The following is a 26594-nucleotide window of genomic DNA, read 5'->3' as shown; positions in this document are numbered from 1 at the left end:
TCCTTCCTAAATTCCAAATTTAAATCCCTTATAGATTTTACATCTTTGGCTTTGGAGAAACAAAAGATTTAGTACAGAGCTGTTGTCAAAAAAGAGAAGGCACTATACGATAAGGAGTAGAGAGATAAATAATATTAGTAAAAAAGACTGGTGTTACGGTGTGGAGGAACGAATATGGATGAAGGTTTGACGATTGACAAAGTATTGAATAATAATGTGGTTATTGCAAAACATCCCTCGTATGAAGAGGTGGTGTTAATTGGCAAGGGAATAGGATTCGGGAAGAAAAAGGGAGATTTCGCTTCGTTTAATAAAGCTGATAAAACGTTTCTGCTTAGTAGTGAGAAGGAGAAAGAGCAGTATGTCAACCTTCTTCCATATATCGATGAAGATTTTATCGATTTTATGAATGATATCCTTTATCATATTGAAACTAGAATGGGCCAGGAGTTAAACGAACACATTCATGTTGCCTTAACCGACCACCTAGCTTTTGCTATTAGTCGTTCACAAAAGAGCATGCAATTTAACAATCCTTTTTTACCCGAAATCGAGTCGCTTTACCCGAAAGAATACCAAGTGGCAATGGAAGTGGTCACAATGGTTTATGATAAGATGAGAATTCATTTCCCTGAAGGTGAAATAGGGTTTATTGCCTTACATATTCATAGTGCAGTGACAGACAAAACTCTTCGTGAAATTAATCGGCACAATCAGTTGATTACAACACTTGTCCAATTAGTTGAAGAAACCATGGAGGTAACCATTGATCGTCATAGTGTGGATTACCATCGTTTGGTACAACACTTGCACAGGGCTGTAGATCGTGTCGATCAGGAGGAGAATACAAGAGATGAAATTCGACTCGCTAACATGTTGAAACAAGAGTATCCTGTATGCTATAATTTAGCTTGGAAGTTAATTAAAGTGATGCAAAAACAGCTGAATAAGCCTGTAGATGAGTCAGAAGCAATCTACTTAACGATTCATTTACACAGGTTAACCTATAAATCTTAACGTTACGTGTTACTGATTCGATCAGGCATGAGTATCGGAGAATCTTATAGAACCACTTGGAAGAAGTGTATCCAAATGTTTCTATAGGGGGCTCTATACTCATGCCTTTTTTATTGCTGTAAAAAGTTCTGATAGGGACGACTTTAGGAGAATAGTCTTTCCACTCCTGTTACAGGATGGTTTTACTCTTGTCTAAGATGTCCCTTTTCTTTTCTGCTATTATGAAACCGTTTTATTTTTCTGACAATAGCTGTTTTTCATCACAATAAAAAATTAGGGGGAGATTCACTTGTTTAAAAATGCTTTTGGTACATTGCAAAAAGTCGGTAAAGCTTTAATGCTTCCTGTAGCGTTGCTGCCAGCTGCTGGTATTCTGCTTGCTTTTGGCACAAGCTTTGCTCAAGACGATTTTGTTAATAAAGTACCATTCTTCGGTACGCCATGGGTCCAAACTTTACTTCTAGTCATGGCTGAAGCTGGTGGGATTGTCTTTGATAACTTACCGTTACTGTTTGCTGTAGGTGTTGCGATTGGTTTGGCAAAAGGGGACGGGGTTGCCGGCCTCGCAGCGATCATTGGTTACTTAATTATGAATGTCGTCATGGGGGTGCTCGGTGGGGTTACTGCCGATATGACATCAGATCCAGCCTATGCAGAAGTTCTAGGCATACCAACATTACAGACTGGTGTATTTGGCGGGATTATCGTCGGTATATTAGCTGCATCGATGTATAATAGGTATTATAATATTGAACTACCTCAGTTCTTAGGTTTCTTTGCCGGGAAGCGATTTGTTCCGATAATTACAGCATTTACATCATTGTTCCTTGGTATGATTATGCTTTTCGTATGGCCATATGCACAATCTGGTCTGAATGCACTGTCTTATTTAATGTTAGAAACGAACCAAACGATTTCCGTATTTTTCTTTGGTGTGATTGAACGTGCATTAATTCCATTTGGATTACACCACATTTTCTACTCACCTTTCTGGTTTGAGTTTGGAACGTATACGAACGCTGCAGGAGAAGTGATACGAGGCGACCAGGCCATTTTCTTTGCTCAGTTACAAGATGGTGTTGAGTTTACGGCAGGTACATTTATGGTCGGTAAATTCCCGTTCATGATGTTTGGTCTGCCTGCAGCGGCACTTGCGATTTATCATACTGCTAAGCCTGAACGTAAGAAAGTTGTTGGCGGTATCATGGCATCAGCTGCATTGACATCTTTCTTAACAGGGATAACAGAGCCAATTGAATTTTCATTCTTATTTGTGGCACCGTTACTATTCGGAATCCACTGTATATTTGCAGGTTTCTCCTTTATGATCATGGAAATTTTAGGAGTTAAGATTGGACAGACTTTCTCAGGCGGTCTGATTGATTTCATTCTTTTCGGTGTTCTGCCAAACCGTACCGACTGGTGGTGGGTGATCATCGTTGGTCTTTGTTTCTCTGTTATTTACTACTTTGGCTTCCGCTGGGCTATTCTTAAGTTCAACCTTGCTACACCTGGTCGCGAGGATGAAGCAGAGGATGCTGAAGATGACGGTGAAGTTGGCGATCTTCCATTTGAAATCCTCGAAGCAATGGGCGGTCAGGAAAATATCGATCATTTAGATGCGTGTATTACGCGGCTACGTGTATCGGTTAACGATAAAGGAAACGTTAATAAGAATCGTTTGAAAAAACTTGGTGCTTCAGGCGTAATGGAAGTTGGAAACAACATCCAAGCGATCTTTGGCCCTGTATCTGATACACTAAGAGGGCAAATCCAAGATATTATTGATGGCAAAACACCTCGTTCTAAAGATGACGTTGCTGAAATTGTGAATGAAGCAAAAAGTGCCGAAGCACCTGTAACAAAAGGTGATTTAGAGTTCATCAGTCCGATGAAGGGACGTCTCTTGCCTATAACAGAGGTGCCAGACCAAGTATTCTCTGGTAAAATGATGGGGGATGGATTTGCGATCGAACCGGAAGATGGTAAAATCATTTCACCGATTAACGGTAAAGTGCTGAATGTTTTCCCTACAAAGCACGCGATCGGGCTTCAAGCGGATAATGGAATGGAAATTCTGATCCACATTGGAATAGATACTGTGAAGCTTAAAGGAGAAGGTTTTACAGCTCTTATTGAAGAAGGAGACACAATTAAACAAGGTCAAGCCCTGATGGAAGTTGACCTTGAATATGTAAAGGAAAATGCTCCTTCTATAATGACACCGATCGTCTTTACTAATTTAAGTGAAGGCCAGTCTGTTGAAGTGAAAGCAACTGGTGAAGTCAAGCACAACGATCCCGATATTATTCAAATTAAGAAGTAAGAGGAGAGATTTTTTATGACAGAACAAACAATAACGGTTACATCCGCAGATGGGCTTCACGCACGTCCAGCAACAGCGTTAGTCCAAATTGCCGGTCAATATGAATCAGATGTCAATATTGAGTATAAGGGCAAGTCGGTAAACATGAAGTCTATTATGGGTGTCATGTCACTAGGTATTCCTAATGGTGCGGAAGTGAAGTTTACAGCTGAAGGTTCAGATGAAGCGGAAGCTGTTGAAGCGGTCGTAGCAAAAGTAAAAGAAGAACAACTTGGAGAATAAGTTAAGTTATGAAAAAGACTGGTCCCTCGTGACCAGTCTTTTTCTATTTTGTTTTCAAAATCCGCAAATGTCTTCCCAATTCGTGCAATTATCGTTTGATCATTAGATAGGGCGCAATTACATTAAAATAGCCGCCCCCCAATCGGGAACGGCTGGTTCTTCTTACTTATCTATAATGATTTCTGGTCGTCCATCATCTTCTTGAAAAATTTGTTCAGCGACCCCTTCAGGTCCTTTCAATTTCTCGGGAGTTGTGACGTGTGTGCTGTCAGCCCAAAAAGGAGTGTTCATGCCTCCCATATAGACTGCAGTTGCCGACATTGATGCTTGTTCCCATTCTTTGTGAAGACTTTCCGTGAAGCCGCGTACAGCGAATTTTGAAGCACAATAAACACTCTCATTCTTTTTCCCTCTTAAACCTGCAGTGGAAATAATATTAAGAACCCGACCATTAGATTGTTTAAGTACTGAGGTGGCTTCCTTAGTCATAAGGATCGTGCCTTTCACATTCGTGTTAAACATTTTGTCGATCTCTGCTTCTGAATAGGACCCCACATCTTTAAAAATTCCGACTCCTGCATTGTTTATGAGTACATCAAGCTGTTCAAATTGTTTTATAGCTTCAGTTACTGAGGCAGGTTCGGTAACGTCACAGATCAATACTTCTGATTCTCCGCCTGCCTGGCGAATTTCATTTCTTACAATGAGCAGCTTCCGTTCAGTACGACCGGATAAGTATACGCGATAGCCATTTTTAGAATATTGATGTGCCAACGCTCGTCCAAGTCCTGTGCCAGCACCAGTAATTAAAACATTCTTCATTCCTGATCCCCCAAAAAGATAGTCAACATTTATATTGTGACCAAAGACTGATAAAATGTAAATAGTAAAGCGGAAAGGTGTTCTATCCTGGCGTAGGTGATTGACTTATGTCGATAGGGGCTTGAGTTTGAAGCAGTGCAATAGCTAAGCGGAAAAGCGCGTTAGATATAAAAAGGGGAGTCAATATGGAACGCAGATATAGTGACTATAGTTATGAGGAGCTAAGGGCTGAGGTGGCAGAACTTAAAGAAAAGGCACTAAAAGCCGAGCAATTAGGCATGGTGAATGAATACGCCGTTCATGAACGGAAAATAATTATGGCTAAGTCGTATATGATGGATCCAAACCAATTTAAAGCGAGAGAAGTTTATGAGATAGAAGGCGATCCAGCGCATGCGTTTTATATTGAGTATATGAATGGTGTATTTGCATGGGGCTATCGCAAAGATAAACAAGGTGACCGTGTTGGAAATGAGGAGGAAGCACTTCCTATATCAATGCTTGGGGAGAGAAAATGAATATAAAAACCTGTGCACCGAAAAAGGTACACAGGTTTTGCTTTACATTCTTTTGCGCATTTGAACTTCTGTAATGCGTTCAGATTGCGTTTGTTCCGTTTCGCCGTTCACCCTGTCTCTTAAGTGTTTTGTTCCTCGCCGAGGGAAATGTTTCTTGCTCTTATTGTGAGCCATTTTAATATTTACCTCCTTGATTCACTTCACGTTCTCTTGAGTGCAGCGCGCGTTTCTGTGGGTTAGAGTTAATGCTGCCATCGGGTCTTAAGGCTAAATATTCGCTTTGATCCTCTGGGGCACTTGTCATTTTCTTATTTGGAAATCCTTTTGCTTTATTACGCAATTGTCATTCCTCCTATTGCTCACATCAAGTATGTGAACAAACTTAGTATGTGTTACAAATACTGTCCCTATGTGCTACAATGGCAATGAAAACTTTGCCACTTTAGAGGTGAATATAGTAATGGATGATACTTTTCAGAGGTTAGCTGAACATTTATATCGTAAAAATGACCATTTGACGATTGACGAAGCAAAGACTTGGGTTGAACTCCTTTGGGAAGATTTTGAAGCGACTTATGCCAAAGCTGGTCGACAATATAGAGGAAAACAAATGACAGAGCAAATTGTATTAAGGTGGATTGAAAATTATGGGCCAAGGCTCCACGATTTCGTGGCAACGAACCCTAAATATAAGGAGCTTTTAAATGGGAAAGGCCCTATTCATTAAGGAATCCGCGCTAACGATAGCGCGGATTTTTTATCATTTCGAATCAGGGACCACGGATAGCTTATTTTGCAGCTTTTCCTCAGTAAAAACCCAGCCTGTATAGGAATTTAATATTTTTAGTTGGTCAAGTTCTTCCCCGTGTTCATCATCTATTTGGACGAGGGCAACGAACGGATAGCGCCCTTTTGAGCGATAACGTAAATCAGTGAAGCGGACTTCCGTAAATTCATCAAAATAGTTAATGTCATAACGATACACAGGTGAAAACGATAAAAAGGCCTTTATATTATGATCAGTTAAGGCTTTTTGAACAACGGGATCTTCATAATCAATTCTCTTGTTCACAAACTCATCCTGGATGGTAATATGACCATCTACAGCACGGCCTACGTAGTAATTCGTTGCTGTCGTAATAGCAATACGCCATATATTTTGCTTGAGCGTTGGGGAAGTCGCTACTTGCTCTACGTTGTCAAAATAATTATATACTATTTTAACGAGTTCACGTTTTTCGAAATATCGTTTAACATAGTAGAGGGCAATGACGAAATAAATGATCAGCCATGTATATCCTGGGTTTGCACCTAGGTTCCATGCTACAATACCTGCTAAGTGCATAATGAAAATGTAGGGATCGAATGTGTTAATAAATCCATAAGCGACCCACCTTTTTGTAAAGGGACGGTAAGCTTGGGTCCCATAAGCATTAAATACGTCAACAAAAACGTGAAGAATAACAGCTAAAAATGTCCAAAGCCAAAGGTGCAAGAAGCTTACCTCAGGTGCGAATAAATGTATAAGAAAAGGAATGCTCAACCCCCACAAGATAACAGCCGGGATCGAATGAGTAATTCCACGGTGATGCCGAATATAAACGGCGTTATTTTTGAGCTTGAGAATGGTGTCAAAATCTGGTGCTTGGGAGCCCGCCAGGGTACCAACTAAAACGGCATTAAACAACATTGGATCAGCTTGAACAGCAGGGTCCAATGTAGCCAAGCCGCCTAATGCAACTCCCATAACAACGTGTGTGCCAGTGTCCATAAAGCTACCTCCTTTGGCAAGGGCGACAATCTATAGTGTATCACGAAGGATGATCTAGAATGAAAGTAGAAGAAAGAGTCCCTCAAATAGTAGAACATTTCAATCAGGAACAATTCAAGGATCAGTTAATTAATTGGTTTAAAAGAGAGCAACGAACACTTCCGTGGAGAGAAAATCAAGACCCCTATCGTGTCTGGGTATCAGAAATTATGCTCCAACAGACACGTGTTGATACAGTAATTCCATATTTTAATCATTTTATGACCCTTTTTCCCACTCCTTATGATTTGGCTGTGGCAGATGAACAGACTGTATTAAAGTCATGGGAAGGGTTAGGTTACTATTCCCGAGCGCGCAATCTGCAAAACGCTGTTCGTGAAGTTGTTCAAAGTTATGAAGGGATCGTGCCAGATGAGAAGCAAGAACTAAAAAAATTAAAAGGCGTAGGTCCTTATACACTAGGAGCCATCCTAAGTATTGCCTATGATCAACCAGAACCTGCAGTTGATGGCAACGTCATGCGTGTTTTATCCCGAATTCTGCACATTGAAGATGATATCGCTAAGGCTGGCACGCGTAAATTATTTGAAGCTCTTATAAATGAAATTATTTCGGCTGAGAACCCATCTGCATTCAACCAAGGATTAATGGAACTAGGTGCGTTGATCTGCACACCTAAATCTCCCTCTTGCTTACTGTGTCCAGTACAAGATCATTGCCATGCTTTTGCTAAAGGAATTGAGGAAGAGCTTCCCATTAAGTCATCGAAGAAAAAACAAAAAAAAGTTCCTTATCTAGCCCTGGTTATTGAAAATCAGGACGGGGATATACTCATCGAAAAGAGATCGAATGAAGGTCTTTTGGCCTCTATGTGGCAATATCCAATGGTTCCTTTGGCAGACGTAGACAAAAAAGATATGAAGCATTGGTTTTTTGGTGAATATGGGCTGAAAATAGAACTAGGATCCTCTATAGACCATGTGAAGCATGTCTTTTCTCACCTAATATGGGAGATGGAAGTGGTTCGGGCAACTATTGTCGAAGGAGAACTTGATCGACAAAATGCGAGGTTTGTATCAAAAGATAAAATCGATACATTTCCATACCCAGTATCCCATCAGAAAATCCACAGGCATTTATTATAATTATACTTCTTTGAATGGACATTTGCCCCGTCTTATAAAGTTTCACGGTGATTCAAACCACTGTGAAACTTTATTTTTGTTTGATTTTTTGTGATAAAACTTTGCACATTGAGGTGTCAATCCGATCACTTTTTATGGTTTCCAAAACCAACTTATTCGACGTTCTTCGACTTAGATAATTATATTACGTTTGCCTTTCCTAATATTATACCTTTTTCAGCCTATTTCATGCTGATTAATAGGTGATGAAGGGTAAAAAGTGACTATATAAGCGCTTATGTAACATAACTGTAATTTAAATGTAACGAAACATGATGAAGCTTGTCATATCAAGGGGTATGATAGATTACTAGTCTATTATTCATGTTTAGGGCTATTTACAACCAAAACTTATTTATGAATAATAGATTACAGAGTAAATTACAGAGAGGGTTTTACGATGAATAAAAAACGTTTAGCAACTGCTGTTGGTGGAACTTTAGTCGGAGCATCACTTTGGGGGACTACAGTTTTTGCTGATGAATTACATAAAGTAGAATCTGGCGATACACTTTGGGATCTTAGTAATAAATATGGTTCTTCTGTCTCAGAACTTAAATCATGGAATAGCATTAACAGTCATATCATATATGTAGGTCAGTCACTAGTTGTAACTAAAGATGGTTCTTCTTCCAACGAATCAACTTCAAGCAATTCGGGTTCAAATACTAGTACATATACAATTAAGAGTGGAGATACTCTATCAAAGATTGCTAGCGAATATAACGTATCTGTTAGAAATTTGATGGATTGGAACAACTTGAGTTCTTCCTTAATCATCACAGGTGATCAACTGACGATTAATGGTACAAGCAATTCAACTAGTTCTTCCAATAATAATCAAAGTTCTTCCAGGGTATCCACTGCCAGTGCGAACGTTAAAACATACACAGTGCAACCTGGAGATACATTATCTGAAATCGGCTCACATTTTGGTGTAGGTGTTTCTTCACTGAAAAGCTGGAACAACATCTCAGGCCACATCATTTACGTTGGTCAAAAACTTAGCTTAAAGGGTTCAGCACTTACGGATAAAGTTGATACTTCTTCTAATACCCAGACTACTCAGGTTTCAAACTCCGGATTAATAGAAGAGGCTAAAAAACATCTAGGCACGCCATATCAATGGGGTGGAGAATCACCAGCAGGTTTTGATTGTAGTGGTTTCTTACAATACGTATTTGGAAAAGTGGGAATCAACACTCCTCGGACAGTGGCTTCCATTTATGCGGATAGTCGCTTAGAGAGTGTTTCCAATCTACAAGTTGGTGACATTGTTTTCTTTGAAACATATAAGCCTGGTGCTTCTCATGCAGGAATTTATGTTGGTGGAAACCAATTCATCCACGCTGGATCTTCCCGTGGTGTAGAAATCAGCTCACTTTCTAACCCATACTGGAGCCCACGTTACATTGGTGCAAAACGCTTCTAATCATAAATCTTTTCTCTTTAAAAGAACGCCTTTCGCGAGGCGTTCTTTTTATTTATGTTCCATTTACGGTAATTTATTTTCCGAAAAAAAAACGAAAAAAATATGGAAAAGCACGAATTAAATTATAAAACCTGCGCACAATAATTTTTGCGGAGGTGATTATGATGGCTAAACAACCTAAACAAGCAGGTAAGCAAGCAGCTGGTACTAATGCACAACAAGTTAAAAAGCAAAACCAACAAGCTGCCCAAGGTCAGGGTCAATTTGGTACTGAATTTGGAGCAGAGCAAACTGATGCACAAAAAGTACGCAAGCAAAATCAACAATCTCAGGCTAATAAAAAGTAATCTGAGATGGATTAAGCTTACTCAGGCCGCTAGTTAGCCTGTATCAAACTCCCGAGGAGCCGTCCAAATGTGGGCGGCTTCTTTTTATTGAATTAAATTTTGCGTAAACCCAATTGTTTTCATTCATTATCAATTGTCGTTATAATAGATGGAAGGTGTGACACGGGACATTAATAGGGAAGGGGAGATGAATATGCCCGGCCCGGCCTCAGGTAAGCGAATTGAAATTCAAAGTTATAAACATAATGGTCAGTTACATCGTGTTTGGGAGAGTACGACCATACTTAAAGGGACAAGAAATGTAATCATTGGAGCAAATGATCGAACGAAGGTAAAGGAAAGTGATGGGCGGATATGGATTACACGTGAGCCGGCTATTTGTTATTTCCATTCAAGGCATTGGTTTAATGTAATCGGTATGCTCAGAAATGATGGGGTATACTACTATTGCAATATTAGTTCGCCATTCATTTATGAGGGTGAGATGATCAAATATATTGATTATGACCTTGATGTAAAAGTATTTCCTGATATGACCTTTAAACTGCTTGATGAGGATGAATATGAATTACACAAACATCAAATGAATTATCCTCATGTTTTGGACAGGATCTTATACAATAACGTCGATACACTGGTTCGGTGGGTAAGACAGCGGAAAGGTCCGTTTTCACCTGAATTTATTGATCAGTGGTATGAACGGTACTTAACTTATCGTTAATTATTTTTGCGCACTATTATGGTGCGCTTAATTATGGTGAAGGAAATTAGGTGATGTGCTTTGGATAGTATTAAACGATATTTAAAATTTGTTAAACCCTATAAAGGAAAAATCATTTTAACCGTACTCATTGGAGTCGTTAAATTTTCCATTCCACTATTGATGCCATTAATTATCAAATATGTAATTGATGACATTATTAATGCAGAATCACTAGCTCAATCAGAGAAAATTGATCAACTGCTTCTCCTGATGGGAGGTGCATTTTTTGTGTTTTTCATCCTACGTCCGCCTATTGAATACGCTCGTCAGTATTTGGCACAATGGATCGGAAATAAAGTGCTATATGATGTAAGAGATAAGTTATTTGATCATATTCAGAAACTAAGCTTACGATTTTACTCACAAACGAAAACGGGTGAAATCATTTCTCGCGTCATTCATGATGTAGAACAAACAAAGACGTTTGTCATCACAGGATTAATGAATATTTGGTTAGATATGTTTACCATAGTTATTGCTATTATTATCATGCTTACTCTTGATCCTTGGTTGACGCTCGTATCTATTGCATTGTTTCCTTTCTATGGATTTGCGGTAAAATACTTTTATGCTACTTTGCGGAGGCTTACCCGTGACCGTTCTCAAGCACTTGCAGAGGTTCAGGGTCATCTTCATGAGCGTGTTCAAGGTGTACCTGTTATCCGAAGCTTTGCCCTTGAGAATCATGAGCATAAACAATTTGATGTTCGAAACTCAAATTTCTTAGATAAAGCGATCAAACACACAAACTGGAATGCTTATACGTATTCAGTTACCAACACAATTACAGACCTAGCACCATTGCTCGTAATTACTTTTGCCGGATACCAAGTTATTACGGGTGCGCTAACTGTAGGTACAATGGTAGCGTTTGTTGGATATATGGATCTTGTCTATAATCCACTAAGACGTTTGGTTAACTCTGCAACGGTATTAACACAATCCATAGCCTCCATGGATAGAGTGTTTGAATTCTTTGACGCAAAATACGATATTGTTGATAAAGAGGATGCGAAGCGGTTAGAGCATGTCCATGGGGATGTCACGTTTAAAGATGTCACTTTTAGCTATGGTGATGATGAGCCGGTAGTTTTAAATAACGTAAACCTTCAGATCGAAAAAGGTGAAACCATCGCTTTTGTCGGTATGAGTGGTGGGGGTAAGTCGACATTGATTAGTTTGATTCCACGTTTTTATGATGTAACGGGTGGGCAAATATTAATTGATGGGAAAGATATTCGTGATGTGCAGGCACGTTCATTGCGCGACAAGGTGGGAATGGTTCTTCAGGATAACATTCTCTTTAGTGAATCCATTGCGATGAACATCAAGATGGGGGATCCTGAAGCTACAGAAGAAGAAATGATTGAAGCAGCTAAGGCGGCTAATGCACATGACTTCATTATGAACTTGCCGAATGGTTACGATACTTTGGTAGGAGAGCGTGGCGTTAAGCTATCGGGCGGCCAGAAGCAGCGTGTAGCTATCGCAAGGGTATTTCTTAAAAACCCGCCATTGTTAGTACTTGATGAAGCTACTTCGGCGTTGGATTTGGAAAGTGAGAGTTTAATTCAAACGGCGCTTGAACGTTTGGCATCTGACCGTACGACATTCATTGTAGCCCACCGCCTAGCAACGATTACTCATGCTGATCGTATTGTGCATATAGAGAATGGTGAAATCGTTGAAGTTGGCTCACACAAGGAATTAATGAACCAAAAAGGTCATTATTATGATCTTTACCAAGTGCAGCAACTCGATGATAATAAAACAGAATATATGGGGACATAAGAAAAGGAGGTCATTTGACGTAAGTAGGAAATGTAAAAAACATTGGAAATCGCAACTAAAATAAGTAGATTAAATCACAATATAAATAGCATACAAAAACGCATGGATAATGATGAAATCCATGCGTTTTAAATTGTCCTATTTAATTAAAAATTAAAGCTCCAATTTGTTGAAGAACTGTTCCGTTGCTATGAGTAGAGAAAAGGGTCCGGGGAAACGACTCGATCCGTGGGAGTATGATGAGCCTCCTTTAGGCCCCCTTTCTCCTCATTTGGCGACGGGGACCTTACAGGAGTTATTCCATAATACCGCCACTTTAGTTGAGCCAAATTTATATAAAAATAACTAACGCCTTCTTTATTTTTCAGTTGTTTGAATATAGTTGTGATGACGGTGTTTATCATAACTTTTTAATAAACGCTTGAATTTTTCAAGCTGGTAATGATACTCCATTAGTTGTGAGGCTAAAGGGAGGAAGATAAGTTTATCTGGGTTATGATTTTCTTCATACACCTTCATCAACTGCTCTACTAATATAGGAATGTTTGGTTCTTCAATTTCTCTCAAGGATCGCTTATGTGTTTGTTTAATTCGTCCTTTTAAGCTGAGGACGATTTTTTCATGAGCATTAATTAGTTTGTCTAATTCGTTGACTAAGGAATCCTGGAATTCACTTGGAATCTGTTCAATTCGATGATCAAGCCGATAAAAGGCTTTTAATACATCAAAAGACTTCTTAGTTGTCGTGATAAGTTGTCTGAACAGTACAAGCTTCCTCCCTTTAGCAAACCGTTTTCCTTTGAAATAGGTCCGTTCTTCAGAATATAACAAGTAAGTGTGATCGATCCAGCGGAAGTTATCCTGGATGCGAGTGATTTCATATTTTAATGCTGGTTCATCTGACAGTTGTCTTGTTGTTACCCGCAGCCATTGCAGGATATCCGTTGTAGTCGCATCAATTCGTGTGAAAAGTCGTGTTTCATAATGTGGCGGCACAAACACAAGATTGACAGTGAATGCGGCTAAGATCCCTAATAATAATGAACTCAAACGAGAACCTGCAAAGTAAATAAAGGTTAGGTCGGTGGAATCCATAAGGGCAACAACAGCTACGGCAGCCAATGAAATCGTGCTTTCGTTCATTTTTAAATTCATGGTGAAACCAATAACGATGATAATCGCGAAGGCCACAACAAATGGATCGTTCCCCAGTGTGAACACAGCTATAATCGCTACTGCCGCCCCAATTAAATTTCCTTGAATCTGCTCTACAATCGACTGGTACGATCTATAAATGGATGGCTGAATAGAAAACAAGGCAGCAATCGCCGCTAGAAGTGGAGACACGAAGCCAAGTAATTCAGCTACATACAGGGCTACTGCTACAGCTAATCCTGTTTTCATCATTCGTGCACCTAATTTCATTGAACAATCATCCTAACCTTTGCTTAATCTAAATCATTATATACCATAGTTTTCATTATATGAAAGAGATATTTTTACTATCGTACCCGTGCATGATCAGTGTTAATCGGACATACGGTAAGGCTATGCACTAGAGCTCAGTGTGCATGACATATAAATAGGTGGTTTTTTTATAAAAAAAGACCTTTGAAAAGTTCAAAGGCCGACTAGGAAATTGCTCACTCTTGTGCCATCGTTTCAAATGTATGTTTGACGGCCTTGAGTGTTTCGTTAATGTCTTCTTCTGTATGAGCTGCTGTTAGAAACCATGCTTCATATTTAGAAGGGGCCAAGTTAATCCCTTGATCAAGCATTAGCTTGAAGAACCTTGCAAATTGCTCCCCGTTCGTTTGTTCTGCTTGCTCATAGTTCTCGACTTTTTGATCGGTGAAATAGACGGTAAGTGCACCTTTTAGTCGATTGATCGTCATTTGAATATTGTTAGCTTGGGCATGTTGCTGGATCCCATCTTCTAATAATGCACCCAGCCTATCCATTTCCTCATATACGCCTTCTTGTTGCAAAACTTCAAGACAAGCGATTCCGGCAGACATGGAGGCCGGATTTCCTGCCATTGTACCTGCTTGATAGGCAGGACCTAAAGGGGCGACCTGTTCCATAATATCGGTCCGTCCGCCGTAAGCACCTATGGGTAAGCCGCCGCCGATAATTTTGCCCATTGCTGTCATATCTGGTTCAACATCGATGATCTGCTGAGCACTTCCATATGTAAAACGGAAGGCGGTAATGACTTCATCGTAAATAACTAGTGCGCCAGCTTGGTGAGTAAGTTCGTTTACTTCCTTTAAAAAGCCGGGCTTAGGTTCCACGATGCCGAAATTTCCAACAATGGGTTCGACCAGTACACCAGCTATTTCATCACCGTAACGTTCGAGTGCTTCTCTAAAAGGTCCAATATCATTGAATGGAACTGTGATGACATCCTGAGCAATCGAAGTGGGGACACCTGCAGAATCTGGAGTGCCAAGTGTAGATGGCCCTGAGCCAGCAGCTACTAACACTAAGTCAGAATGTCCATGGTAACAGCCGGCGAATTTAATGATTTTGTTGCGGCCGGTATAGGCACGGGCGACACGGATTGTCGTCATGACCGCTTCTGTTCCTGAGTTGACGAAGCGCACCTTATCTAATGATGGAATAGCGTCCTTGAGCATCTTGGCGAAGGTATTTTCAAGGACTGTCGGTGTTCCATACAATACACCTTTTTGGGCTGCTTTTGTTATTGCATCCGTTATGTGTGGGTGGGCATGTCCAGTAATGATCGGACCGTATGCACCTAGGTAATCGATATATTTTTGTCCATCAACATCATAAAAATAGGCGCCTTCAGCACGTTCCATGTAGACGGGGGTTCCACCGCCCACACCTTTATACGCGCGCGATGGAGAGTTGACTCCACCTACGATATGCTGCTTGGCTTCTTCATAAAACTGTTCAGATTTAGCAAAATTCATGATCTTCCCTCCAATTCATTCCATCCACCACATTGTATCACGCTTAAAACAAAAGAATGAAAGGAAAAGAAAGGTACCTCAGGTCATCCAGAAAATGGATGACCTGAGGTGGAATAATCTGTCTACATGACGGTTGCTATTTTATTGATGTAGATGCGTCTGATGATTAGGAAGTTGATAGTGTGTATAATGAGAAATACGCTTAGTATGATGATGCTTGGCCATAGGACGGAGGCTGCGAGCATGCTCTGCAAGGCAGAAAAGGCGAATCCTGCATGGGCGACGGCTACAGCGAAGGGAATCATAAATAAAAACAGAATCTGTTTGTTATCTCCGCGGTGGATCTCTGTAGACAGTTTCCCATCCTTTATAAATAGGATCCGTTCACAGAAGCTTGCAGCATAGGCGTCATGACTAACCATCATAATTGTTGATTCATCTTTTTCATGTATAGAAACCAATGACTCCATGGCTTGCTTAGATGATTTGGAATCAAGGTTTCCTGTTGGCTCGTCTGCAAAAACGATTGCTGGGTCATGGATGATGGCACGCGCCATCGAAACCCTCTGCTTTTGTCAGCCTGAAACTTCATAGGTGCGGTTTCTTAGAATCGTATCAATACCCAATCTTTTAGTTACAGCAGCAAGCTTTTTCTCGATTTCTTTAACAGGCATACCGGCTAGTGTAAGCGGAAGGACAATGTTTTCACCGATGGTTAACGTATTTAAGAGATTGAAATCTTGAAACACAAATCCCATTTCCTTACGTCTAAACTTGGCTAATTGGTTCGTAGATAGAGTGGAGATTTGCTTACCGTTGACTTCAATCGTTCTAGATGTCGGTTTATCAATAGAAGAAAGAAGATTAAGAAGGGTTGTTTTTCCGCTTCCTGAAGGCCCCATGACACCTAAGAATTCGCCCTTCCTAATCTTCAAATCTAAGTGGTCAATGGCTGTATGCTTGATTCCCCGTTTACTTCCGTATGTTTTTGTTATTTGTTCTGCTATTAAAACAGACATTAATAAAACCTCCTGTTGTCATTAATCTGCTTTAAGTATAGAAGGGAAATCAGCAATTACCCATCGAATTACCTTTCAATTTATCTGTTTTAGCTTACAATTTTGTAAGAATGGGGTTAGAAAACGATCTGGACGGAGGTACCTTCCCCCTCTGTGGATTCAATGCTAAAATCATGCCCGATTTGATCACAAATTTCTTTTGATAAATACAATCCCATTCCTGTTGACTCATGAAAGTGACGCCCGTTTTCCCCTGTGAAAAATGGATCAAACACACGAGTGAGGTCTTGCTTAGGTATACCAACACCAGGATCAACCAAAGTAAACTCCACAGTAGCCTCTACCATTCGAGCTGCAAAGGTCATTTGTTTTTTCGTTTCAGAGGAGTATTTAATCGCATTGGCCGTCAATTGTTGAAAGACAAATCGCATCCATTTTTCATCCGTTTCTACAATCATTCCATCATCTATTTCAATGACAGGATATACACGATTACGTATAAAGGATGATTTGAAGTCTCTGATGGCCGTTTGCACCAGTTCTCTTATATTTACTTTTTCAACTAAAAAGTCACGATCAAAGCGATCCATTCTCGCCTGATACAACGCAAGGTCTAGACCAAGCTGCAATTTTTCATATTCTTCTTCCATGCTTCTATAAAATTCAGTACTCACCGTATTCTTTTCCTGATTTAATGCAAGCTTCATAACGGACAAAGGGGTTTTCATTTGATGGACCCACTGTTGCACGAAGTGGACATGCTGCTGTCGCTTTTGATCTTCCCTTTCCAGTCGATTTTGATAAAAATGGTGCTGGGTGTAATAACGATTGTTTAATAGCGCTGATCTGTGATCAAAAGGCTCAGGCAGCCAGCTTAAATCTTCTAGAGAATCATCTTTAGAAGAATCTAGCTGGTAGAATTGGCGTTGCTTGCTATATTGCCAACCTAGGAATGCAGCTAATCCCAGGGTTGCAAGGATAAATAAATAAAAAATATTTTCACTCGGCAGTGGACTGTTTACGTTCATGGTTGCTAATTTCAGCACAAGCATAAACAGTGAAGTCATTACATAATAAAAAAGTATAAGCGGAAGTTTGTCTAATATAAATAGTTTCATGATTTTACCTGCCATTGATGGGCGAGCTTATATCCTGTTCCTCTTACCGTCACGATCGCCTGTCCTACATCGATATCCGCAAGTTTTTTCCTGGCTCGCGTAATGTTAACGGTTAACGTATTATCATCGACGAAATTCATATCATCCCAGAGCAGCTCAAGCAGGTGATCGCGTGTTAGAACTTGGCCAGGTTTGTCCATGAATTCTTTTAACAAAACAAATTCTTTTTGAGTAAGCGTAACTTTTTTAAACTGGTGGACAGCCTCCATCGAGGAAAAATTAAGTGTCAATCCGTTAAACTCGATCACAGATGCTTGTTTCGCTTCAGCATACTCCCCATAAACACGACGAATTAATCCTTTTATTTTTGCTAATACAACATCGTTATCAAATGGTTTGGTTATGTAGTCATCGCCGCCATTCTCTATTACCATCACTTGGTCCATTCCGGAATCTCTTGCAGAAATAAACAAGATAGGACAGTTCGATTGTGTACGGATTTGGCGGCATCAGTAAAATCGATCAAATCGAGGAAGGTTAATATCGAGTAATACAAGCTGTGGATTCACCCGAAGGAATTCCTGTTGGATTTGGTCAAATTGCTTAGCCACATGAGATTGATAACCATACTTCTCTAGGAACTGGGCGAGCAGCATAGCAATTTTCTGATCATCCTCTACTATAAAAATTTTCATGAAGTATCCACCTTTCTTGCTTCTTGTATAAAGGGAGTGTATCTACGGTGTTTACCATAGTTGTTGCTTTCCTGATTCTTTTGTTGATTGCAGGCAGTTTACGGCAGTTGTTAACATCACTTGAAGTGGAACATCGGACATTTTCTGGGCAAATCTTTTTTGCTCTTCTTCTATTGTACACGATTATAATGGTTGGATTTGGTATTATTTATGCCACGCTCTCCTATCAGGGATTAATCATCTTTGCACAGTCCCCGGGTGTGTTCCCCTACTCGTGGACGAAAGAAGTTGCACGTGGTGTTTATTTTAGTGGTGTCACATTATTTACGGTTGGCTATGGGGATCTTATGCCGATCGGATGGGGGCGTTTAGTTGCTGTGTTCGAAGCTTTAATAGGTTACACGCTGCCTGCAGCAATTGTAGCTAAGGTTTGGCAGAATTCTAGAGATTCTTGATAGTGGAAGTTTATAAATGGATCATGATATCCTAAATAGAGATACTCATTAGGAGGGATTCAAGAATGACAGTAGAAGCTGGACAAAAAGCCCCTGATTTTAAATTGACAGCGAGTAGCGGGGAAACCGTGAAGCTATCAGATTATCAAGGCAAGAATGTAGTGCTTTACTTTTATCCAAAAGATATGACACCAGGTTGTACAACAGAGGCCTGCGATTTTCGTGATCAACACGAAAGCTTCGAGGAGTTAGATGCAGTAATTCTTGGAATAAGCCCGGATCCGATCGATAGTCATAAGAAATTCATTGATAAGCATGAATTGCCTTTCTTGCTTCTTGCTGATGAAGATCATAAGGTGGCCGAAGAGTACGGTGTTTGGAAACTGAAGAAGAATGAAACCTATGGTATTGAACGTTCCACTTTCATTATTGACAAAGAAGGGAACTTAGCTGAAGATTATCGCAAGGTTAAAGTGGAGGGTCACGTAGAATCTGCCCTGCAATATATCCGTGAAAACTTAGCATAGCGAATTAAACCGTGATAGATCCGTCTATCACGGTTTTTTTGTTGCTTAAAGAAGGGAAATCAAGCCGGTGTACAGAATGATAAAGAGGGAGTGATAGGAAAGGGAGGCGTACATATGAAGAATCCTAGATTAAAGAAGTTGGCTGATGTTCTACTATCCCATTCATTAGAGATTAAAGAGGGCGAGAAAGTGATGGTTCAAGGCCAGGTGAACACAAAGCCTCTAATAAAAGAACTGATCAAAAGGCTACACGAGAGGGGAGCACACGCTTTTTACGAAATTGATGATGACGAACTCATGAGTCTGTGGGTATCACATGCCTCGCAGGAAGTTTTTTCAAAAACGAACAAGTGGAAAATTGAGAGGAATCAAGATATCGATGCGTTCATCCAAATTATCGGGGAGGAGAATGATGCTGAGTTGAGCAGCATTCCAGCTAAACAGTTTCAAATGGCGATGAAGGAAATGAAACCAGCCAATGAATTCGTCGTAAAAGAAAGGAAGTGGGTACTGCTTAATTATCCAACGAGAGCAGCTGCACAAAAAGCAGGGATGTCTTATGATGACTATGCTGATTACCTGCTAGATGTTTGTACAATCGATTACAGTAAAATGAACGAAGCACAAACTGCGCTTTCTAAACTAATGGACGAAACGAACGAGGTACGAGTAACTGGTAAAGGAACTGATTTAACTTTTTCGATTGAAAAAATACCTAGCGTAATGTGTGCAGGGAACAGGAATATTCCTGATGGTGAAGTGTACACAGCACCTGTCAAGAATAGTGTCAATGGAACGATTCGCTATAACACCCCAAGCCCTTATCAAGGGGTGACGTTTCGGGATGTAACGTTAACGTTTAAACATGGAAAAGTAGTGAAGGCTGTGGCAGATAAGACAGAGGAACTTAATAAGATCCTTGACGCCGATGAAGGAGCGCGATTTATCGGTGAATTTGCATTAGGTCTTAATCCGATGATTACTGAACCTATGGGGGATATTCTCTTTGACGAGAAGATTGCTGGCAGCATTCATTTAGCTTTAGGCCAATGCTATGATGAAGCTGAAAATGGGAATGATTCAGCGGTCCATTGGGATATGGTCTTAATCCAACGTTCTGAATATGGCGGTGGACAAGTCTATTTTGACGGTGAACTAATCAGGGACAATGGATTATTTGTGAAAGAAGAATTACAAGGATTAAATCCTGGCCAATTAAAATAAAGTTCAATGATAAATGGAGATAGAGGTGTTGTTATGCGGGTCGTATCAGTGATTAAACGAGTACCGGATGAGATAAAAGAACGGTTAATAAAGAAATTTGGAGAAGTGGAATTTTACTTTTGTCACGGAATGAAGGAGGGCAGACAGCATATAAAGGAAGCGGATGTGCTGATTACATTCGGGGAAGATGTCACACCTGAACTGTTAGATGAAGCAGCAGGGCTTAAGTGGATCATGGTTTTGTCTGCTGGAATGGACCGAATGCCGTTCAAAGACATTGCCAGGCGGAACATCCTTGTAACGAATGTCCGAGGCATTCACGCAATTCCGATGGCCGAATATGCCATTTCGATGATTCTTCAAGTGTCTAGACAGGCAAAAGCTCTGGTTCAAGCTGAACAGGACCATCAATGGAACCGAAGCACACCTATGAGAGAAATTAATGGGCAAACGATGGTATTGCTAGGGACGGGTGCGATTGCACAAGAAACAGCTCGTTTGGCACAAGCGTTTCGAATGAAGACGATCGGGGTATCGAAGTCTGGAAGCATTAAACCTCATTTTGATGAAACCTATTCAGTGGATCGGATGGAGGAAGCCTTGTCGCAAAGTGATGTAGTCGTCGCCGTATTGCCCAGCACAAAGGAAACAAACTATCTTCTTAAAGAAGAACATTTTCAGCTGATCCCTTCACACGCGATCTTTTTGAACATGGGAAGAGGAGACTTGGTTGCTTCACACACTATTTTGCAAGCTGTTAACGAAAATCAAATAAGTCATGCCGTTTTAGATGTGTTTGAGGAAGAGCCTCTTCCCGAGAACCATCCATTTTGGGACGAAGAAAAAGTGACTGTCACCCCGCATTTGTCGGGGATAACTCCACAATATTTACCACGTGGATTTGAAATTTTTGAAAGAAACCTACATGCCTTTTTGAATAAGAGGGAAGAGATGGACAATCTTATTGATCCTAAACGGGGGTATTAACATGCGTATTTATACGAGATCGGGAGACAAAGGAAAGACTTCATTGATTTATGGAGACCGTGTTTCAAAAAATGATTTAAGAGTAGAAGCGTATGGTACATGTGATGAAGCCAATTCGGCTATTGGGGTGGCTTTAAGCCATTTAGTGCGTGAAGACTGGACAGAGAAAGAAGCTTTCCTCACCTCCATGCAAAAAATACAAACGATTCTGTTTCACGTCGGTGCTGAACTAGCTACACCGATTGGAAAAAAAGTGACCTGGGAATTGAAAAAAGAGCATATTGATGATCTTGAACAATATATTGATGAGTGGGATGCTAGTTTAGCAGAATTAAATAACTTTATCCTGCCTTCTGGTCATGAAGCGTCAGCCGGCCTGCATATGGCACGCACGATCGTAAGAAGGGCTGAACGTACAGCTGTTGGATTAGATGAGGGAGTCAATCCGCTAGTTGTGTCGTATTTGAATCGATTGTCTGACTTGTTATTTGTAGCAGCAAGATATGTCAATCAGCATCTGGGCGGAAAAGAGCTGCCATTGCACCCGGATGTGTAACCAGAATGAGCCTTTTCGGATAATGATATGATTGACAATACCTTTATCGACGGGTTAAACTAATTATAAAGATTCTAATTTAATAATTTTCTAATTCAAAAAAGTTAGTATATGAAAGCGAGGTGCATGACGGTGTCTGAACAACGACTACAAGAAGCGATTGATACACTTAAAAGCTCCGGGGTTCGAATTACGCCACAACGTCATGCGGTGCTTGAATACTTGTTGAATGCAATGACTCACCCGACAGCTGATGATATTTATAAGGCCTTGGAGAGCAAGTTTCCAAATATGAGTGTCGCAACAGTATATAACAATTTGCGCGTTTTTAGAGAAATTGGATTGGTGCGAGAGCTTACGTATGGAGATTCATCCAGCCGCTTTGATTGTAATACTTCCGATCATTACCACATTATTTGTGAATCATGTGGTAAGATTGTGGACTTTCACTATCCTAAGTTAAATGAAGTGGAAGCATTAGCTGAACAGGTGACTGGATTTACTGTAAGTCATCATCGCATGGAAGTTTATGGAACATGCTCAGAATGTAAAGCGAAAACAGCCCACTGAAACTGGAAGCATGAGCTTCCAGTTTTTTATGACATAAGAAAAGGGACCTCTGCCGTATGTGAGAGGTCCCTTTTGTTGTAAGTATTTTTATGATTGATGCTCTGCTTCTTGTTTCTTATAACGTTTTGAATTATATTTTTCATCAAATTCTTTACCTTCTAGTGACTTGTCCAATGTAAGCGGCTGTTTACAATGCATACAGGCATCTACCCGACCTAGCATTTTTGTAGGTTTTTCACATGATGGACAAACAATTTGAATCGTCCTCGTTGATAGCATCCCAATCCAAAAGTACACCACTGTACTTAGTCCGATGAATCCCATACCTAAAATCATAAAGATAGCCATCGCCCATGCTGTTTCTTTAAACAAAAGACCAATATACATAACACCAAAGCCGGCGAATATTAACCAAAAAGCAAAGGAACGAATTTTATTAATTTTACTGCTGTACTTTAAAGCCATTTAAAGTCCCTCCTACATACTCTTCAAACGTAGTATAGCATATTTTCCCTATTAAAATATAATTCGAAAAAAGGATTTTAGCAAAAAGTATCGAATAAAACAGTGAACCGATTAACGATTTGGGGGATAAATAATGGAAGATTTATTGCGCCCGATTTATCAAGAGAGGGCAAGCCAGGCCAACACAATGGGAGTTCTCATATTAGAAAAAAAGAAACCAAACAGTCCCGTAACAGATAATTTTGATGTCATTCTATTTATAATTGTTAAAGATGCAAAAGACCCTTGGTATGTAAAGCATTATGAATTTGATGATCAATCCGCTGCCATGCACATTGTAGATGAAATCCTTTTGCAAAAGTGGATCGATACGAGCTCTTATCGAAGAGCAGTGGAGTGGGTGATCAATGGAACGGTGATATTTGAACGAAACGATTATGTAACGGAATTAAAAGAACGCTTAAGATCTTTCCCTACACGAACAAGGGACTTAAAGAAAGCGATTGAGTTTGCTAAATTAATAAGGAGTTATAGTGAATCTAAAGATTTGTTTGAATCGGAACAATACCTCGATGCATTCAGTCGAATGGTCCACTCTCTACACTATCTAGCCAGGTTAGCGATTATTGAAAAAGGATTCCATCCAGAAGTCACCGTATGGAATCAGGTAAGAAGAATAGAACCTGAAGTGTATAAGCTTTACCAAGAGCTCATTGAGAGTAAAGAGGAAACCAATAAACGAGTTCAGTTGTTGATTCTTGCTGTTGAGCATGCCATTAGTGTAAGGTCTCGAACAAGTGCGAAACATTTGCTTTTGCTAATAGATAGTAAGGAGGGGCCGTGGTCATTTGGTGAGCTTAAGATCCACCCTGAAATTCAAGAGTATGCACTTGATCTGTCGTCTATGGTTGAGTACTTGGTAGATAAAGGACTCATTGAAGTTGTACAACAGGAAACAAAAGGTGCAAATATTTATCATCGAATGTATCAAGCAGCTCCGCTAAGCTAATCCTAAACTGGAGTGTTCACCCTTTCTTATCTAAGATAAGAGGGGGTTTTTTACATGAATCAAGTTACTAATTGATTTCAACTTAGAAGTGTTTTATAAATTTTTGATGAAATGTATTGACTCATATTTTATAAGCGTGGTATATTATTAAACGTCGCACAAAGCAAACGCGACAGACACACAAATCAACAAAATAATTATGAAAAAAGTTATTGACTTAACTTAATCATCATGATATATTTATTGAGTCGCTGTTTTGGAGCGACAAACAACATTTTTGATCTTTGAAAACTGAACGAACCAACCAGTACGTCAAATTATTCTTTCTATTATATAGAGAGAATTCAAACAAGCACATTCGGTGTGCAAATGAGCAAGTCATTCTCAACTTTTATGGAGAGTTTGATCCTGGCTCAGGACGAACGCTGGCGGCGTGCCTAATACATGCAAGTCGAGCGCAGGAAGCAAGCAGACCCCCTTCGGGGTGACGCTTGTGGAATGAGCGGTGGACGGGTGAGTAACACGTGGGCAACCTGCCTGTAAGATCGGAATAACTCCGGGAAACCGGGGCTAATGCCGGGTAATCCTTTCTCTCGCATGAGGGGAAGGTAAAAGATGGCTTCTGGCTATCACTTACAGATGGGCCCGCGGCGCATTAGCTAGTTGGTGAGGTAACGGCTCACCAAGGCAACGATGCGTAGCCGACCTGAGAGGGTGATCGGCCACACTGGGACTGAGACACGGCCCAGACTCCTACGGGAGGCAGCAGTAGGGAATCTTCCGCAATGGACGAAAGTCTGACGGAGCAACGCCGCGTGAACGATGAAGGTCTTCGGATCGTAAAGTTCTGTTGTTAGGGAAGAACAAGTACCGTTCGAACAGGGCGGTACCTTGACGGTACCTAACGAGGAAGCCCCGGCTAACTACGTGCCAGCAGCCGCGGTAATACGTAGGGGGCAAGCGTTGTCCGGAATTATTGGGCGTAAAGCGCGCGCAGGCGGTTCCTTAAGTCTGATGTGAAAGCCCACGGCTCAACCGTGGAGGGTCATTGGAAACTGGGGAACTTGAGGACAGAAGAGGAGAGTGGAATTCCACGTGTAGCGGTGAAATGCGTAGATATGTGGAGGAACACCAGTGGCGAAGGCGACTCTCTGGTCTGTCTCTGACGCTGAGGTGCGAAAGCGTGGGTAGCAAACAGGATTAGATACCCTGGTAGTCCACGCCGTAAACGATGAGTGCTAGGTGTTAGGGGGCTTCCACCCCTTAGTGCTGAAGTTAACGCATTAAGCACTCCGCCTGGGGAGTACGGCCGCAAGGCTGAAACTCAAAGGAATTGACGGGGGCCCGCACAAGCGGTGGAGCATGTGGTTTAATTCGAAGCAACGCGAAGAACCTTACCAGGTCTTGACATCCTTGGACCGCCCTAGAGATAGGGTCTTCCCTTCGGGGACCAAGTGACAGGTGGTGCATGGTTGTCGTCAGCTCGTGTCGTGAGATGTTGGGTTAAGTCCCGCAACGAGCGCAACCCCTAATCTTAGTTGCCAGCATTAAGTTGGGCACTCTAAGGTGACTGCCGGTGACAAACCGGAGGAAGGCGGGGATGACGTCAAATCATCATGCCCCTTATGACCTGGGCTACACACGTGCTACAATGGATGGTACAAAGGGCAGCGAAGCCGCGAGGTGTAGCAAATCCCATAAAACCATTCTCAGTTCGGATTGCAGGCTGCAACTCGCCTGCATGAAGCCGGAATCGCTAGTAATCGCGGATCAGCATGCCGCGGTGAATACGTTCCCGGGCCTTGTACACACCGCCCGTCACACCACGAGAGTTGGCAACACCCGAAGTCGGTGAGGTAACCTTTTTGGAGCCAGCCGCCGAAGGTGGGGCCAATGATTGGGGTGAAGTCGTAACAAGGTAGCCGTATCGGAAGGTGCGGCTGGATCACCTCCTTTCTAAGGAACTATGCAAGGCAACCCCTTTCTCTTACGAGAACACCGGGAAGCTGCCGCATACGGAAGACGCACATGGTTGGTTGTTCAGTTTTGAGAGATCAAACGATCTTTCAATGTGAACCTTGAAAACTGGATAAGATTAATCAGAACGTGGCGATCTTCTTTTGATAGAGGACGACACGGGATGACAAGACATCAAACATCAATTTTTTAACGTCTTTTCACGACGATAATAGTTAAGTGAATAAGGGCGCACGGTGGATGCCTTGGTACTAGGAGCCGATGAAGGACGGGACTAACACCGATATGCTTTGGGAAGCCGTAAGTAGGCTATGCACCGAAGATTTCCGAATGGGGAAACCCCCTGCTCGTAATGGAGCAGGATCCTTTACTGAATACATAGGTAAGGGAAGGCAGACCCGGGGAACTGAAACATCTCATTACCCGGAGGAAGAGAAAGCAAACGCGATTTCCCAAGTAGCGGCGAGCGAAACGGAATCAGCCCAAACCAGAAAGCTTGCTTTCTGGGGTTGTAGGACACTCCTTTGGAGTTACAAAAAAAGAGGATAGATGAATCGATCTGGAACGATCAGCCGGAGCAGGTAAGAGCCCTGTAGTCGACATCTTCTTTTCTCCGGAGTGGATCCTGAGTACGGCGGAACACGAGGAATTCCGTCGGAATCCGGGAGGACCATCTCCCAAGGCTAAATACTCCCTAGTAACCGATAGTGAACCAGTACCGTGAGGGAAAGGTGAAAAGCACCCCGGAAGGGGAGTGAAAGAGATCCTGAAACCGTGTGCCTACAAGTAGTCGGAGCCCA

The 26594-nt window shown here is 41.1% G+C and carries 27 protein-coding genes, 2 rRNA genes and 1 pseudogene (1 of these 30 running past the window's edge); 19 read left to right on the top strand and 11 right to left on the bottom strand.

Annotated elements, in window-relative coordinates; all coding sequences use genetic code 11:
• Positions 1–174: 174 nt before the first annotated feature.
• The 3 genes from glcT (at position 175) to MUO15_RS07690 (ending at position 3625) form a co-directional block, all read left to right on the top strand.
• Positions 175–1017 carry a glucose PTS transporter transcription antiterminator GlcT gene (gene glcT / locus MUO15_RS07700; RefSeq protein ID WP_245034941.1) on the top strand — a complete coding sequence of 281 codons (843 nt, stop codon included), beginning with the start codon at positions 175–177 and terminating at the stop codon, positions 1015–1017.
• 337 nt (positions 1018–1354) lie between these two features.
• On the top strand, positions 1355–3343 hold the full coding sequence (gene ptsG, locus MUO15_RS07695) for a glucose-specific PTS transporter subunit IIBC (RefSeq protein WP_396266346.1): 1989 nt from the start codon (positions 1355–1357) through the stop codon (positions 3341–3343).
• A gap of 15 nt (positions 3344–3358) precedes the next feature.
• Positions 3359–3625: a phosphocarrier protein HPr gene (locus MUO15_RS07690; RefSeq protein WP_245034937.1), complete on the top strand. Its 267-nt coding sequence runs from the start codon at positions 3359–3361 to the stop codon at positions 3623–3625.
• 162 nt (positions 3626–3787) lie between these two features.
• Here MUO15_RS07690 and MUO15_RS07685 read toward each other — a convergent pair whose 3' ends face one another.
• A complete protein-coding gene (locus MUO15_RS07685; RefSeq protein WP_245034935.1) occupies positions 3788–4447 on the bottom strand; it encodes an SDR family NAD(P)-dependent oxidoreductase in 660 nt (219 codons plus the stop codon).
• Between the two features lie 185 nt (positions 4448–4632).
• Here MUO15_RS07685 and MUO15_RS07680 point away from each other — a divergent pair, with 185 nt between their 5' ends.
• A complete protein-coding gene (locus MUO15_RS07680) occupies positions 4633–4965 on the top strand; it encodes a YfhH family protein (RefSeq protein WP_245034934.1) in 333 nt (110 codons plus the stop codon).
• Between the two features lie 42 nt (positions 4966–5007).
• Here MUO15_RS07680 and MUO15_RS07675 read toward each other — a convergent pair whose 3' ends face one another.
• Complete coding sequence (locus MUO15_RS07675; protein WP_245034932.1) at positions 5008–5139, bottom strand: YpzG family protein; 132 nt, start codon at positions 5137–5139, stop codon at positions 5008–5010.
• A gap of 1 nt (position 5140) precedes the next feature.
• Complete coding sequence (sspK, locus tag MUO15_RS07670) at positions 5141–5305, bottom strand: small, acid-soluble spore protein K (protein WP_256464169.1); 165 nt, start codon at positions 5303–5305, stop codon at positions 5141–5143.
• Positions 5306–5425: 120 nt separating this feature from the next.
• Between sspK and MUO15_RS07665 the strand changes: the two genes are divergently transcribed.
• Complete coding sequence (locus tag MUO15_RS07665; protein WP_245034931.1) at positions 5426–5692, top strand: YfhJ family protein; 267 nt, start codon at positions 5426–5428, stop codon at positions 5690–5692.
• Positions 5693–5725: 33 nt separating this feature from the next.
• Here MUO15_RS07665 and MUO15_RS07660 read toward each other — a convergent pair whose 3' ends face one another.
• Positions 5726–6736 (bottom strand): metal-dependent hydrolase, encoded by a 1011-nt coding sequence (locus MUO15_RS07660; RefSeq protein WP_245034930.1) that lies wholly within the window; start codon positions 6734–6736, stop codon positions 5726–5728.
• 59 nt (positions 6737–6795) lie between these two features.
• On the opposite strand from MUO15_RS07660, the gene mutY reads away from it, so the two are divergent.
• The 5 genes from mutY (at position 6796) to MUO15_RS07635 (ending at position 12253) form a co-directional block, all read left to right on the top strand.
• Positions 6796–7881, top strand: coding sequence for an A/G-specific adenine glycosylase (gene mutY, locus MUO15_RS07655; protein WP_245034929.1), 1086 nt, complete (start codon positions 6796–6798; stop codon positions 7879–7881).
• Between the two features lie 439 nt (positions 7882–8320).
• Positions 8321–9352, top strand: a complete 1032-nt coding sequence (locus MUO15_RS07650; protein ID WP_245034928.1) for a C40 family peptidase — start codon at positions 8321–8323, stop codon at positions 9350–9352.
• A gap of 164 nt (positions 9353–9516) precedes the next feature.
• On the top strand, positions 9517–9699 hold the full coding sequence (locus MUO15_RS07645) for a gamma-type small acid-soluble spore protein (protein WP_245034926.1): 183 nt from the start codon (positions 9517–9519) through the stop codon (positions 9697–9699).
• A 193-nt stretch (positions 9700–9892) separates the two neighbouring features.
• Entirely contained in the window at positions 9893–10420 is a 528-nt protein-coding gene (gene ntdP / locus MUO15_RS07640; RefSeq protein WP_245035901.1) for a nucleoside tri-diphosphate phosphatase, read from the top strand.
• A gap of 60 nt (positions 10421–10480) precedes the next feature.
• Entirely contained in the window at positions 10481–12253 is a 1773-nt protein-coding gene (locus MUO15_RS07635) for an ABC transporter ATP-binding protein (protein ID WP_245034924.1), read from the top strand.
• Positions 12254–12610: 357 nt separating this feature from the next.
• Here the strand turns inward: MUO15_RS07635 and MUO15_RS07630 are convergent, their stop codons facing one another.
• The 6 genes and pseudogenes from MUO15_RS07630 to MUO15_RS07610 all read right to left on the bottom strand — a co-directional run bounded on the left by MUO15_RS07630 (position 12611) and on the right by MUO15_RS07610 (position 18024).
• Positions 12611–13678, bottom strand: a complete 1068-nt coding sequence (locus MUO15_RS07630) for an FUSC family protein (RefSeq protein ID WP_245034922.1) — start codon at positions 13676–13678, stop codon at positions 12611–12613.
• Positions 13679–13896: 218 nt separating this feature from the next.
• Positions 13897–15192 (bottom strand): glutamate-1-semialdehyde 2,1-aminomutase, encoded by a 1296-nt coding sequence (locus tag MUO15_RS07625; RefSeq protein WP_245034921.1) that lies wholly within the window; start codon positions 15190–15192, stop codon positions 13897–13899.
• A 122-nt stretch (positions 15193–15314) separates the two neighbouring features.
• A complete protein-coding gene (locus MUO15_RS21890; protein WP_318036204.1) occupies positions 15315–15749 on the bottom strand; it encodes a hypothetical protein in 435 nt (144 codons plus the stop codon).
• An 18-nt stretch (positions 15750–15767) separates the two neighbouring features.
• A complete protein-coding gene (locus MUO15_RS21885; protein WP_318036203.1) occupies positions 15768–16211 on the bottom strand; it encodes an ABC transporter ATP-binding protein in 444 nt (147 codons plus the stop codon).
• Between the two features lie 116 nt (positions 16212–16327).
• Positions 16328–17329: a sensor histidine kinase gene (locus tag MUO15_RS07615; protein ID WP_245034920.1), complete on the bottom strand. Its 1002-nt coding sequence runs from the start codon at positions 17327–17329 to the stop codon at positions 16328–16330.
• Positions 17326–18024 (bottom strand): annotated as a pseudogene (locus MUO15_RS07610) (response regulator transcription factor). Before MUO15_RS07610 ends, MUO15_RS07615 begins: the two are co-directional and overlap by 4 nt.
• A gap of 47 nt (positions 18025–18071) precedes the next feature.
• On the opposite strand from MUO15_RS07610, the gene MUO15_RS07605 reads away from it, so the two are divergent.
• The 6 genes from MUO15_RS07605 to perR all read left to right on the top strand — a co-directional run bounded on the left by MUO15_RS07605 (position 18072) and on the right by perR (position 22343).
• Positions 18072–18479, top strand: coding sequence for a potassium channel family protein (locus tag MUO15_RS07605; protein WP_245034918.1), 408 nt, complete (start codon positions 18072–18074; stop codon positions 18477–18479).
• A gap of 65 nt (positions 18480–18544) precedes the next feature.
• Positions 18545–19006 carry a thioredoxin-dependent thiol peroxidase gene (gene bcp, locus MUO15_RS07600; RefSeq protein WP_245034916.1) on the top strand — a complete coding sequence of 154 codons (462 nt, stop codon included), beginning with the start codon at positions 18545–18547 and terminating at the stop codon, positions 19004–19006.
• 114 nt (positions 19007–19120) lie between these two features.
• Entirely contained in the window at positions 19121–20230 is a 1110-nt protein-coding gene (locus MUO15_RS07595) for an aminopeptidase (RefSeq protein ID WP_245034914.1), read from the top strand.
• Between the two features lie 33 nt (positions 20231–20263).
• Positions 20264–21217: a D-2-hydroxyacid dehydrogenase gene (locus MUO15_RS07590; protein WP_245034913.1), complete on the top strand. Its 954-nt coding sequence runs from the start codon at positions 20264–20266 to the stop codon at positions 21215–21217.
• Position 21218: 1 nt separating this feature from the next.
• The gene (locus tag MUO15_RS07585) at positions 21219–21773 is read left to right on the top strand and encodes a cob(I)yrinic acid a,c-diamide adenosyltransferase (RefSeq protein WP_245034912.1); all 555 of its coding nucleotides are present in this window, start codon (positions 21219–21221) and stop codon (positions 21771–21773) included.
• 126 nt (positions 21774–21899) lie between these two features.
• Entirely contained in the window at positions 21900–22343 is a 444-nt protein-coding gene (perR, locus tag MUO15_RS07580) for a peroxide-responsive transcriptional repressor PerR (protein ID WP_396266327.1), read from the top strand.
• A gap of 87 nt (positions 22344–22430) precedes the next feature.
• On the opposite strand, the gene MUO15_RS07575 is transcribed toward perR, so the two are convergent.
• The gene (locus tag MUO15_RS07575; protein WP_244752243.1) at positions 22431–22808 is read right to left on the bottom strand and encodes a YgzB family protein; all 378 of its coding nucleotides are present in this window, start codon (positions 22806–22808) and stop codon (positions 22431–22433) included.
• A gap of 133 nt (positions 22809–22941) precedes the next feature.
• Between MUO15_RS07575 and MUO15_RS07570 the strand changes: the two genes are divergently transcribed.
• The 3 genes from MUO15_RS07570 to MUO15_RS07560 form a co-directional block, all read left to right on the top strand.
• Entirely contained in the window at positions 22942–23817 is an 876-nt protein-coding gene (locus tag MUO15_RS07570) for a nucleotidyltransferase-like protein (protein ID WP_245034909.1), read from the top strand.
• 390 nt (positions 23818–24207) lie between these two features.
• Positions 24208–25773 (top strand): 16S ribosomal RNA (locus MUO15_RS07565).
• Positions 25774–26007: 234 nt separating this feature from the next.
• Positions 26008–26594: ribosomal RNA gene (locus tag MUO15_RS07560) — 23S ribosomal RNA — on the top strand; it runs 2334 nt beyond the window's last position.
• The 16S and 23S rRNA genes sit together here, the layout of an rRNA operon.

This window comes from Halobacillus amylolyticus, from assembly GCF_022921115.1.
Lineage (GTDB): Bacteria > Bacillota > Bacilli > Bacillales > Halobacillaceae > Halobacillus_A > Halobacillus_A amylolyticus.
This window is presented reverse-complemented; position numbering and strand designations above follow the sequence as displayed.

Coding starts and splice junctions, on each gene's coding strand:
- glcT (WP_245034941.1), top strand. CDS start 175: ATGGATGAAGGTTTGACGATTGACAAAGTATTGAATAATAATGTGGTT.
- ptsG (WP_396266346.1), top strand. CDS start 1,355: ATGCTTCCTGTAGCGTTGCTGCCAGCTGCTGGTATTCTGCTTGCTTTT.
- MUO15_RS07690 (WP_245034937.1), top strand. CDS start 3,359: ATGACAGAACAAACAATAACGGTTACATCCGCAGATGGGCTTCACGCA.
- MUO15_RS07685 (WP_245034935.1), bottom strand. CDS start 4,447: ATGAAGAATGTTTTAATTACTGGTGCTGGCACAGGACTTGGACGAGCG.
- MUO15_RS07680 (WP_245034934.1), top strand. CDS start 4,633: ATGGAACGCAGATATAGTGACTATAGTTATGAGGAGCTAAGGGCTGAG.
- MUO15_RS07675 (WP_245034932.1), bottom strand. CDS start 5,139: ATGGCTCACAATAAGAGCAAGAAACATTTCCCTCGGCGAGGAACAAAA.
- MUO15_RS07665 (WP_245034931.1), top strand. CDS start 5,426: ATGGATGATACTTTTCAGAGGTTAGCTGAACATTTATATCGTAAAAAT.
- MUO15_RS07660 (WP_245034930.1), bottom strand. CDS start 6,736: ATGGACACTGGCACACACGTTGTTATGGGAGTTGCATTAGGCGGCTTG.
- mutY (WP_245034929.1), top strand. CDS start 6,796: ATGAAAGTAGAAGAAAGAGTCCCTCAAATAGTAGAACATTTCAATCAG.
- MUO15_RS07650 (WP_245034928.1), top strand. CDS start 8,321: ATGAATAAAAAACGTTTAGCAACTGCTGTTGGTGGAACTTTAGTCGGA.
- MUO15_RS07645 (WP_245034926.1), top strand. CDS start 9,517: ATGGCTAAACAACCTAAACAAGCAGGTAAGCAAGCAGCTGGTACTAAT.
- ntdP (WP_245035901.1), top strand. CDS start 9,893: ATGCCCGGCCCGGCCTCAGGTAAGCGAATTGAAATTCAAAGTTATAAA.
- MUO15_RS07630 (WP_245034922.1), bottom strand. CDS start 13,678: ATGAAATTAGGTGCACGAATGATGAAAACAGGATTAGCTGTAGCAGTA.
- MUO15_RS07625 (WP_245034921.1), bottom strand. CDS start 15,192: ATGAATTTTGCTAAATCTGAACAGTTTTATGAAGAAGCCAAGCAGCAT.
- MUO15_RS21890 (WP_318036204.1), bottom strand. CDS start 15,749: ATGGCGCGTGCCATCATCCATGACCCAGCAATCGTTTTTGCAGACGAG.
- MUO15_RS21885 (WP_318036203.1), bottom strand. CDS start 16,211: ATGTCTGTTTTAATAGCAGAACAAATAACAAAAACATACGGAAGTAAA.
- MUO15_RS07615 (WP_245034920.1), bottom strand. CDS start 17,329: ATGAAACTATTTATATTAGACAAACTTCCGCTTATACTTTTTTATTAT.
- bcp (WP_245034916.1), top strand. CDS start 18,545: ATGACAGTAGAAGCTGGACAAAAAGCCCCTGATTTTAAATTGACAGCG.
- MUO15_RS07595 (WP_245034914.1), top strand. CDS start 19,121: ATGAAGAATCCTAGATTAAAGAAGTTGGCTGATGTTCTACTATCCCAT.
- MUO15_RS07590 (WP_245034913.1), top strand. CDS start 20,264: ATGCGGGTCGTATCAGTGATTAAACGAGTACCGGATGAGATAAAAGAA.
- MUO15_RS07585 (WP_245034912.1), top strand. CDS start 21,219: ATGCGTATTTATACGAGATCGGGAGACAAAGGAAAGACTTCATTGATT.
- perR (WP_396266327.1), top strand. CDS start 21,900: ATGACGGTGTCTGAACAACGACTACAAGAAGCGATTGATACACTTAAA.
- MUO15_RS07575 (WP_244752243.1), bottom strand. CDS start 22,808: ATGGCTTTAAAGTACAGCAGTAAAATTAATAAAATTCGTTCCTTTGCT.
- MUO15_RS07570 (WP_245034909.1), top strand. CDS start 22,942: ATGGAAGATTTATTGCGCCCGATTTATCAAGAGAGGGCAAGCCAGGCC.